9 protein-coding genes are annotated in these 9,065 nt (G+C 46.6%); 5 read left to right on the top strand and 4 right to left on the bottom strand.

What is annotated here, in order from left to right; all coding sequences use genetic code 11:
• A partial coding sequence (locus V6C93_RS10955) for an SWIM zinc finger family protein (RefSeq protein ID WP_333476692.1) occupies positions 1-837 on the bottom strand: 837 nt, incomplete at its 3' end.
• A gap of 520 nt (positions 838-1,357) precedes the next feature.
• On the opposite strand from V6C93_RS10955, the gene V6C93_RS10950 reads away from it, so the two are divergent.
• Both V6C93_RS10950 and V6C93_RS10945 read left to right on the top strand, forming a co-directional pair.
• The gene (locus V6C93_RS10950; RefSeq protein WP_333476691.1) at positions 1,358-2,662 is read left to right on the top strand and encodes a pitrilysin family protein; all 1,305 of its coding nucleotides are present in this window, start codon (positions 1,358-1,360) and stop codon (positions 2,660-2,662) included.
• A gap of 65 nt (positions 2,663-2,727) precedes the next feature.
• A complete protein-coding gene (locus V6C93_RS10945) occupies positions 2,728-3,606 on the top strand; it encodes a fructosamine kinase family protein (RefSeq protein WP_333476690.1) in 879 nt (292 codons plus the stop codon).
• Between the two features lie 316 nt (positions 3,607-3,922).
• Here V6C93_RS10945 and V6C93_RS10940 read toward each other — a convergent pair whose 3' ends face one another.
• Complete coding sequence (locus V6C93_RS10940; RefSeq protein ID WP_333476689.1) at positions 3,923-4,285, bottom strand: STAS domain-containing protein; 363 nt, start codon at positions 4,283-4,285, stop codon at positions 3,923-3,925.
• A 597-nt stretch (positions 4,286-4,882) separates the two neighbouring features.
• On the opposite strand from V6C93_RS10940, the gene V6C93_RS10935 reads away from it, so the two are divergent.
• Positions 4,883-5,077: a hypothetical protein gene (locus V6C93_RS10935; RefSeq protein WP_333476688.1), complete on the top strand. Its 195-nt coding sequence runs from the start codon at positions 4,883-4,885 to the stop codon at positions 5,075-5,077.
• A 301-nt stretch (positions 5,078-5,378) separates the two neighbouring features.
• Here V6C93_RS10935 and V6C93_RS10930 read toward each other — a convergent pair whose 3' ends face one another.
• Positions 5,379-5,777: a hypothetical protein gene (locus V6C93_RS10930; protein ID WP_333476687.1), complete on the bottom strand. Its 399-nt coding sequence runs from the start codon at positions 5,775-5,777 to the stop codon at positions 5,379-5,381.
• Positions 5,778-5,907: 130 nt separating this feature from the next.
• On the opposite strand from V6C93_RS10930, the gene V6C93_RS10925 reads away from it, so the two are divergent.
• Positions 5,908-7,179, top strand: coding sequence for a cyclic nucleotide-binding domain-containing protein (locus tag V6C93_RS10925; RefSeq protein ID WP_333476686.1), 1,272 nt, complete (start codon positions 5,908-5,910; stop codon positions 7,177-7,179).
• 125 nt (positions 7,180-7,304) lie between these two features.
• On the opposite strand, the gene V6C93_RS10920 is transcribed toward V6C93_RS10925, so the two are convergent.
• Positions 7,305-8,270: a GAF domain-containing protein gene (locus V6C93_RS10920; protein ID WP_333476685.1), complete on the bottom strand. Its 966-nt coding sequence runs from the start codon at positions 8,268-8,270 to the stop codon at positions 7,305-7,307.
• Positions 8,271-8,592: 322 nt separating this feature from the next.
• Between V6C93_RS10920 and V6C93_RS10915 the strand changes: the two genes are divergently transcribed.
• On the top strand, positions 8,593-9,065 hold a 473-nt coding region (locus V6C93_RS10915), incomplete at its 3' end, for an alcohol dehydrogenase catalytic domain-containing protein (protein ID WP_333476684.1).

Genomic DNA, 9,065 nt, shown 5'->3' with positions numbered 1-9,065 from the left:
TGTTGCCTGTTCTAAGAGGTGTTCGGTAGCGCCAGCCGCGAAATCGATGCCCCCAAGTTCAATATCTTTGAGTGCGCCTTCGAGCAGAGTAGTGAGCCAGACTTCTCGGGTTAAGCTATCCAATTCCTGAGCCTGAGCAAGGCACTGTCCCAAACCCTCCGCAAAGTCCTGAGATAAACCAGCAACTTCGCCATCATAATCAATACTCTGCAATACGCCGTCGTAATTTTCTGTTGTTTCCTGTAATAGCATCTGGTACAGGGTTCCAGAGTTCAACCAATCCCCAGCATCCAGTAACTGATTGGCAGCATCGCAAAGCATTTCCAGGTCTTCAGCAATTTCGTGCATATCATCACGACGCAGAGCACGTTGAGCCTGACGGCGGTAGACTGAGATATCTATCGGTTGACCTTGGGAACTCCTAGCCGAAAGTTCTATGAGGGACATTAACTCTGGAACTCGCTGCACCATCTGACCAATCAAGCTAACTAAGTCTTCTCGGCTACGAGATGCCAGCATTTCTTCCAAGGACGGCATCACATAAAAGCTTTCCGGTTGGCGAACGTAAGTCAGGAGGAGGGCAACTAGATGTTTGCAAATACCCCCCCAGTCGTAGCGACAGGTGCAACTGGTTGCAGCAATACCATCTTTGCTCAACGTCACGCGAGTTTGATACAGTTGTGAGCCTTGGCAATCTGCCCACAAGGTTAAGCCCTGGCGTATGGGATTGACAATCGATCTATTTTGGTAATAGCGATCGCCCCGTGTAAAGCTTTGGGATGTTGCCAGTTTGCGGATTTTGCTTTCAGTCAGACGGGGTAGGGTTTTGGGTGACATTGAGCAAGCCTCTGACCCTCAACAATTTTGTATTAAAGCACCTTGTGGCACATCAAATGCTGTCACGGCGATCGCATCTGTTAGCCAATGAGCGAAGGGTGTGAGTTCTCCCTCTCAAGCGAAGCAGGGCTTTCAGACTCCCCCTTCCCTTGCTCCTTAAGATGAATGTCACTGACTTAGGAGCCTTGAAATAAATTTCCGGCTCAAAGCTTAAGTAAGCTAAAGCTTACTGAATAAGCTTTTCAACCCGTTTTAACGGGTTTTAGCTTTTAGCCCGAACTTTAGTTCAGGGCTTAAGTCAGTGACATTCGACTTAAGATCTTTTCCTAACTCACCAACCAACCCTTGTGCAGGGGGTCTGGGGGAGGCACTCCGTCCCCCAGTGGGGGGTTTGGGGGGAAACCCCCCAATCTGGGTTTTTCCCAAGAAACGATCACTTTTCCCTTAAGTTAGCTGGCGTTTCAGTCCCACCTTGCCAACCCACTAAGATAGAGAGGAATGGCAAAAACGCAAAGTACCGATGACCTCAACGCTGCTCAAAACTCCCCCACTCAACGCCCCGACGATTAAAAAACTGCCCAATGGTCTAACCATTGTGGCAGAGCAAATGCCCGTAGAAGCCGTTAACCTAAATGTTTGGATTAACGTGGGTTCCGCTCTGGAATCAGACGATATCAACGGAATGGCTCACTTTCTAGAGCACATGATTTTTAAGGGAACACCACGACTGGAAAGCGGCGAGTTTGAGCGGCTGATAGAAGAGCGAGGTGCCGTCACGAATGCCGCCACAAGCCAAGATTATACTCACTACTACATCACCACGGCTCCAAAAGATTTTGCCCAACTCGCCCCCTTGCAACTGGACGTAGTTCTCAATCCCAGCATTCCAGATGAGGCTTTTGAGCGGGAGCGGTTGGTGATTTTGGAAGAAATTCGCCGCTCAGACGATAATCCGGGTCGTCGCACGTTTCGACGAGCAATTGAGACAACGTTTGAACAATTGCCTTATCGGCGACAGGTGCTAGGGCCAGCATCGGTAATCGAACAGTTGAAGCCTCAGCAGATGCGTGACTTTCACGGAAAATGGTATCAACCCAGGCAGATGACAGCGGTAGCTGTGGGCAATTTGCCGGTTGAAGAGTTGCTCGAGATTGTTGTAGACGGTTTCAACCAGGCCGAGACTCACTCTCGAAACGGCTCTTTCGCTGATTCCTTTGTACACCATCCCAGCTCCTTCTATCCTGAACCCGCGTTCCAGGAGATTGTCCGCCGAGAATATGTCGATGAAAGCTTACAGCAAGCTCGTCTAGTTATGGTTTGGCGGGTGCCAGGGATGTTGCAATTGGAGCAAACTTATGCACTAGATGTGTTGTCTGCCATTCTAGGGCAGGGCCGCATGTCACGGTTGGTGAGGGATTTGCGCGAAGATCGGAAATTGGTGAGCCATATCGGAGTCAGCAACATGACGCAGCGGCTTCAGGGGGTGTTTTATATTTCCGCGCACTTACAAGAGGAGAATTTAGCAGAGGTGGAATCTGCGATCGCACAGCACATCCGCCGCTTTCAAACTGAATTAGTGGCAGAAGCGGATATCGCTCGGATTCGTCGGCAAGTGGCAAATCGGTTTATCTTTGGCAATGAGAAGCCGAGCGATCGCACCAGTTTATATGGCTACTACCAATGCCAGATTGGTGATTTAGAGCCTGCGCTGAGCTACCCCACTCGCATTCAATCTATCAATCCTGGTGATATCCAGGCCGCTGCACAGCAGTATCTCTCTGCTGATGCTTACGGTATCGTTACGATTAAACCAGCAAAGAGTTGAGATGGCCTGATCGAGTAAGAGGAGAACCAATCCAAAATCCAAAATCCAAAATCCAAAATTCAGTGATGTGGACAGAAATTGCGACGCATATCAGCAAAGTCACTGGGAAGACGTTTGAAATTCAGAACCGTCGGTCTGTCAGTGGTGGCTGTATTAATCAGGGTTATGCTGTTAGCGGCGATAGCGAAACGTATTTCGTGAAGCTGAACCGGGCGTCTCAGATTGAAATGTTTGAGGCAGAGGCGCTGGGTTTAAAGCAAATGTTGGAAACTAACACCATTCGAGTCCCGAAACCGATGGGGGTTGGTACCGCTGGTGATTCTGCCTACATTGTGATGGAGTGGCTTGAATTCGGGGGGAGTGGTAATACCCAAGCGTGGGAAGAGATGGGACGCAACCTAGCCCAAATGCACCGAGCGAAACCTCCTCAACCTTCTGGCAAACAGGGGTTTGGTTGGGATGTGAATAATACGATTGGTTCAACGCCACAAATTAATAGCTGGACATCGGACTGGGCAGAGTTTTTTGCCGAACATCGGTTAGGCTATCAGTTCAAGCTGGCGCGGCGTCGGGGGGGTCAATTTCCTGAGGCAGAGCGATTATTAGCACAGGTTCCCAAGTTGCTCGATCATCAACCTCAACCCTCTCTTGTACATGGTGATTTGTGGGGCGGGAATGCGGCAATTACGAAGTTAGGAGAACCGGTGATTTTAGATCCAGCGACGTATGTGGGCGATCGCGAAGTGGATATCGCTATGACCGAACTCTTCGGTGGTTTCCCGGCTGCATTTTATCGCGGCTATAACGAGGAGTGGTCTTTGGATGAGGGTTATGGGCAGCGCAAACAGCTCTACAATCTTTACCACATCCTCAACCACTTTAATCTTTTCGGTGGCGGCTATGATTCGCAGGCAACGCGGATGATTGAGCAAATTCTCCGTTGAGTGCGATGAGGGGGTAGATATTATAAACCCAGACCAAGTGGTCTGGGTTTTGTGTTATAGGCTGGTCAGCAGTCTTTCAGGGACATTTTTAAAATTGGCACTGACCAACTAGTTTTTAAATCAGCTTTGAAATGCGCTACGAGCAAGGAATCGTCCTTGTCGTTTCCTAAGATAGTCAACTCAGGTGAAGTTTTCGTGAAGAATTGCCCAGCTTAATAAAATGAAATAAAAAGATCTACTGAAGTTATCCCTACTTGAGTAACCGTCCCGGTCAATTTGATTATCAAGCTGCAATTACCGCTTCCTTGATTTGACACTAAGCGATCAGCTTCACAGATTCCTCACCTCGCTCAAGCATGGCTGCAAAGGCATCACGACTGGGAAAAATCTCGAACGCCGCATCTAGCCGAGTCAGTTCAAAAATCATCTGAATTGAGGGAGGCACGCCGCAAATGCCAAAGCGCCGATTCAGACGTTGAGCGAGGCGAAACGCACAGATCAACGACATCAAGCCTGCACTGTCAAGAGAGTCTACCCTATACATGTCAACCAAAATCGCCTGCGGCGCTGACGTGACAGCAGCGGTTAGCTGACGTTGAAACTCAGCCGCATTGGCAGCATTGATGTGACCAGAAGGTTGAATGATGGTCAATTGTGAATCCCTGATAGCAATTGTCATAGTTAAATTTCCACCTTTTTTAGTAGAAAAACTTAAAAGAGAATGTATCGAAGATAATCTTTCCGCTGTTCCCCCCACTACCCCCTGTGATAGATTTCGCTCAATCTTCATCAATTCTTTTTACTTTATTAAAGTTTTCTATAAACCCTTTTAAAATTTTGTGTTCATGTATACTTATTTTCTAAATTCCTTTCGGAAAGACGGCATTTCTCATCAACTTTATTATCGCATTCATAAATTTATCTTATAATGCTTTGTTCAGCTCTGTAGCTTGTGCTAAGACAAACCACCTAGCCGAAATCTCACAAATTCCAGACGAAATGAAGCGCTAGATTGGGAAAACTAGCGTCTCGCGTTCGGTGTACCTAAAGTAAGAACCATACACATAACAAGACTTCTTTTTCTACGTTAGATATAACACGCCTACCAAGGGTCTAGTGCGTTCTAAGCCATGCTGGAAACTCAGTGTGGAGATATAAACAACATCCCGTCACACATCTTAGTGATTCAGATCACTTAAGTCTAAGGAGTTGGATCACTCTAATTGGTAAGAATTCAGCCGAAAATTTCTTAGTATGGAGTTCTAGGCAAATGCTTGTGAAAACTACATATGTTATTCGTCACCTTGTAGAAAAAGCCCTTCATCTTAGGAAATTAACTCCTGATATAGAAAACGAAATCAACTATGAACTGACTCGACTGGGTCACATTTCGGATGTTGATTACGAAGCTCTGGAATTACTCATGTCTGAGATGGATGCGGGGCGAATTCAGTTAGTTCCTACCACCTAAACAACATCAGATTCCTAAGAAAGGAGAAGCTAGAAGTAAGGTTCGTTCATTCTCATCAGAGCGTTCCTGCACTAGGTAATTGTTTGGGATGGTGTTAGGGTGAAAGGCTAAAATTAGCCCATCTGTCGATACTTAAGCTTCTCAACCATTGAGTTTAGTCAACGATCTTAAGGGTTCTTCCACATACTCACTGAGCAATCAGGGTACAATGCTACTGCTAGGAAAATAGAGTCGGAGGCAACGCTAATTCGTTAGCAGCCATAAATATTTTCAGTCATCGCAACGGCAATAAAGAGGTGGCTCAAAAGGCATTCTTAGAAGCCAGCCAAACTTTACGGATAAAACAACTCAGTTGCTGATGAGCTTCTGCATTGTTTACCTGTGCTCCCTCGTCCGGGTTATCCAACTGAACTAAGAGGGGAATCACCTCCGTATCCAGAGCAACTCGAAATAAACTCACGGGCCATAGCAAATCTGCGCCCTGGCGCAAGTCATACAGATTTAGCTGTTCGGGTGAGAACGCTGGCAGGGAGTCGTGGCCTAGGGGTGAGACAACCAGCATCAAAGGACGCACCCAACAAATTTGCCGCACTGTTACAACTTCAATGACTTCAGTGTAGAGCCGAGTATTTTCATGCTCTAAACAAACGATCTGGCGAGGCTGGAACTTGTAGGTCGAACCGAGCGATCCTTGCTTCACGCAAAATATGTATTGAGATGGGGTGACTATCTCTATTGTGACATCTCCATTTGTTGAGATGCATACATCTTCGTATCCTGAGGCCTAAATCCGGAGATACGATTGTTTGTGTTGCAAGCAGGAATCCGCCATGTCAAACGCAGCATTTTTACAAGGCATACTCGGAGCTTCGAGCTTGGGAATTGGAGCCTTTGTAGGGGTATTTTGGCAACCGAGTCGGAAAATTTCAGCGGCGATTATGGCATTTGGTAGCGGTACCTTACTGTCTGCGATCGCATTTGAAATCACACTCCCTGTTTATCGCTCAAGCCACTTCTTACCGCTATTGGTTGGTTTTCTAGTCGGTGGGGGTTTGTTTATGGGTCTGACTCGATATATTGATCAGCATGGTGGCTTCCTGCGTAAACCTGCCTCCAGTCGCCGCTACTTATTTGAACATAGTCAGGAACAAGTTTCCGATGTTCTGCACCGAATTGCCCATGTTGAGGTGATGCAAAATCTTTCTGTGACAGAGAGACAAGCGATTATTCCCTTCCTCAAACCCGTCCATGTGGAATCCGGAACAGTCATTTGTGAAGAGGGGACTCCGGGGGAGTACTTCTACATGATTGTGGAGGGTGAAGCGGAGGTTCGCAAAGGGAAGAAAGTCTTGAATATCATGGAACCAGGGGAGGTGTTCGGTGAAATGGCACTCTTAACCGGAGAACCGCGATCGGCAACGGTTGTGGCTCATACCCCAATGGATTTGTATCAACTCCACCAAGAACACTTTAATCATGTGCTGGCTTGGTCACCCCACCTAGCTTGGTCTTTAAGTCGAGCCTTGGCGCGGCGACTCCGATTATCGACAGAGTCACGGGTTGCCGCAGAACACCATTTAGACCGTTGGCGGCAACAGTTAATGGATCAGGTGGAACTGGATCTATTACTCAGGGAAGACCCAGGCACGCTGGAGGGATTGGTTAAGCGTTCTGCTCCGTTAGCCATTGTCATCGGTACGTTGATTGATAATATTCCTGAATCAGCCGTGATCGGGATGAATGCGGAGAGCAGTCATTTGGGGTGGTCATTTTTGCTGGCGGTGTTTATCTCCAATTTTCCAGAAGCCTTATCTAGTGCGGCTGGTATGAAACAGGCAGGAACCAAGAAAAGTCAGATTCTCAGCTTATGGATTGGGGTCGTGATATTGAGTGGTTTCTGTGCAGTTGGGGGCAATCTTTTGCAGAGCAGTAGCTCTGAACTATTTGTAGCGTTAGCTCAGGCGACCTCTGGAGGAGCAATTCTGGCGATGTTGGCAAGCACAATGATGCCCGAAGCCTATGAGTTAGGCGGGAGTTCGGTTGCCTTCTCAACAATTTTGGGCTTTCTCATCAGTTTTTTAGTATCCTCACGCAATTTTTGATTCCAGAAACCTCAATGTAGTAATTCTATTGGATTTGTAAGAATCATTAACAAACCACAGAGGACACAGAGGAAATTAAGCAGGAGAGAAAGAGCCTCTGATATATGCTTTAAAAGCGATAAAGTCTACATTCTGTCAAGAATCTTTCGTAACTGTTGCTCTTGTTGCTTCAGTTCCGCTATCAATCCAGTGTTCCGGAGAATAACCTCTGGTTTATTGTGGTTCAGCCAGGTATCTTCCCTAAGTTGCTGGGTGAGTTGGTAACAAAACTGGCATCTTTCTAAAATTTGGAGAATCGAAGGCGCAAATGTGGCAAATAGAGCTTCATCTTCCGGTGTAAAACCATTAATGTCGATTCTTCTAGATAATTCGATACCAGGGTCACAATTTCGTCTCAACTTATTAATGAGTTGTACTACAGATACTAAATTTTGTTCCTTATTAAATAGGGGCCAAGCTAAGATTGTGTAAGTGCGGTATCCTGTTACTTTGTCTATCTTTTTTGACTCTTCAGAGCGTGGATCGTTGTAGACATCAAAAGGGATATTGATCACACTTGAAGTCGTGGCAGCTAAACTAGCAATTCCTCGGCCTAAAGGAACCTCAATGACTAAAGATCCACCCTCCCCATCCTCCGCATTAAGTGAGCCGAGTACATTCCGTTGGGGATCGAGTAAAAAAATACTCGTGCGATCGGCTCTAATAAAATCTCCCACTTTTCGGGTAAGGCGACGCAGCATTTCACAGAGAACACCGACCAACTCATTGATTCCTTTGTTAAGATTAATAACAGCTGTATCCAAGCTTGAGTTAGGGATAGTGTCTCCTAAGTTAGAGACTGTAGGCCAGGAAGAATTGGGGCTATCGGGTAGATGTAAGCCAGCGACTTCCCGCCAGTTCAAAGCTAATGCCTGACAAATTTCTAAAAAATCTAGGCCGCTAACGAATTGACCTTTGAGGAAAAGATGAATCTGAGGTAGAGATAGCCCTAATTCTTCAGCTAGAACTCGTTCACGTCCATCACTTTTACGCTCCCAAATTGACTTAACGGTTTGAATATACTGCGGATGTACACGTAATGTTCGAGACATATTGGAGCATCAGAGAACTACTTCGATCATAAACGAGGCTTAAGGACAAGGGAGTTAGTAATAACTGAACTTAAAGACAGAGGTAACAATTCTTGACCCTAAGCTAAAACAGCATGGGTTTTGTGGCTAAACCTAGCTTAATCAGGGGGTAATCACAATCTTGTCTGACTTAAAGTCTACCTTGAAAGTAGGTCTCACAGGCCAAAAGCTACGGGAGAGTGCTTTTTATCCTTATCCTTCAACTTTGAAATCGGTTAAGAGAGTCAACAGCTGCGGTAAAGTTTCAGATAGAAGTTACTTGTCTTAGCTACAAAACAACGTAATGAAAGCAGTCTTAATGACAGCCGCTGGGGAACCAGAAGTGCTGCAACTTCAGGAAGTCCCAGAACCCAAAATTCAAAACGATACAGAAATCTTAGTGCGTCTGCACGCGGCTGGGGTGAACCCCATTGATACCAAGCTGCGAAAGCGAGGTACTTTTTACCCAGACCAAATGCCAGCTATTTTAGGCTGTGATGGTGCGGGTGTGGTGGAGGCGGTTGGTTCTGGCGTCCAGCAATTTCGAGTAGGGGATGAAGTTTATTTCTGTGCTGGAGGACTGGGCAAATCGAATACCGGCAACTATGCTGAACTGACTGTTGTGGATGAGCGATCGCTTGCGCCAAAACCTGCTTCCCTATCTTTTGCTGAAGCGGCGGCGGCCCCTTTAGTATTAATCACCGCTTGGGAAGCGCTTTACGATCGCGCACGTTTGGAAGCGGGTCAAAAAGTCCTGATTCATGCCGGTGCGGGTGG

The sequence above is a fragment of the Allocoleopsis sp. genome (genome assembly GCF_036703385.1).
GTDB lineage: Bacteria > Cyanobacteriota > Cyanobacteriia > Cyanobacteriales > Coleofasciculaceae > Allocoleopsis.
Note: the sequence above shows the minus strand (reverse complement) of the source record. Positions and strands in the feature narration are given on the sequence as shown.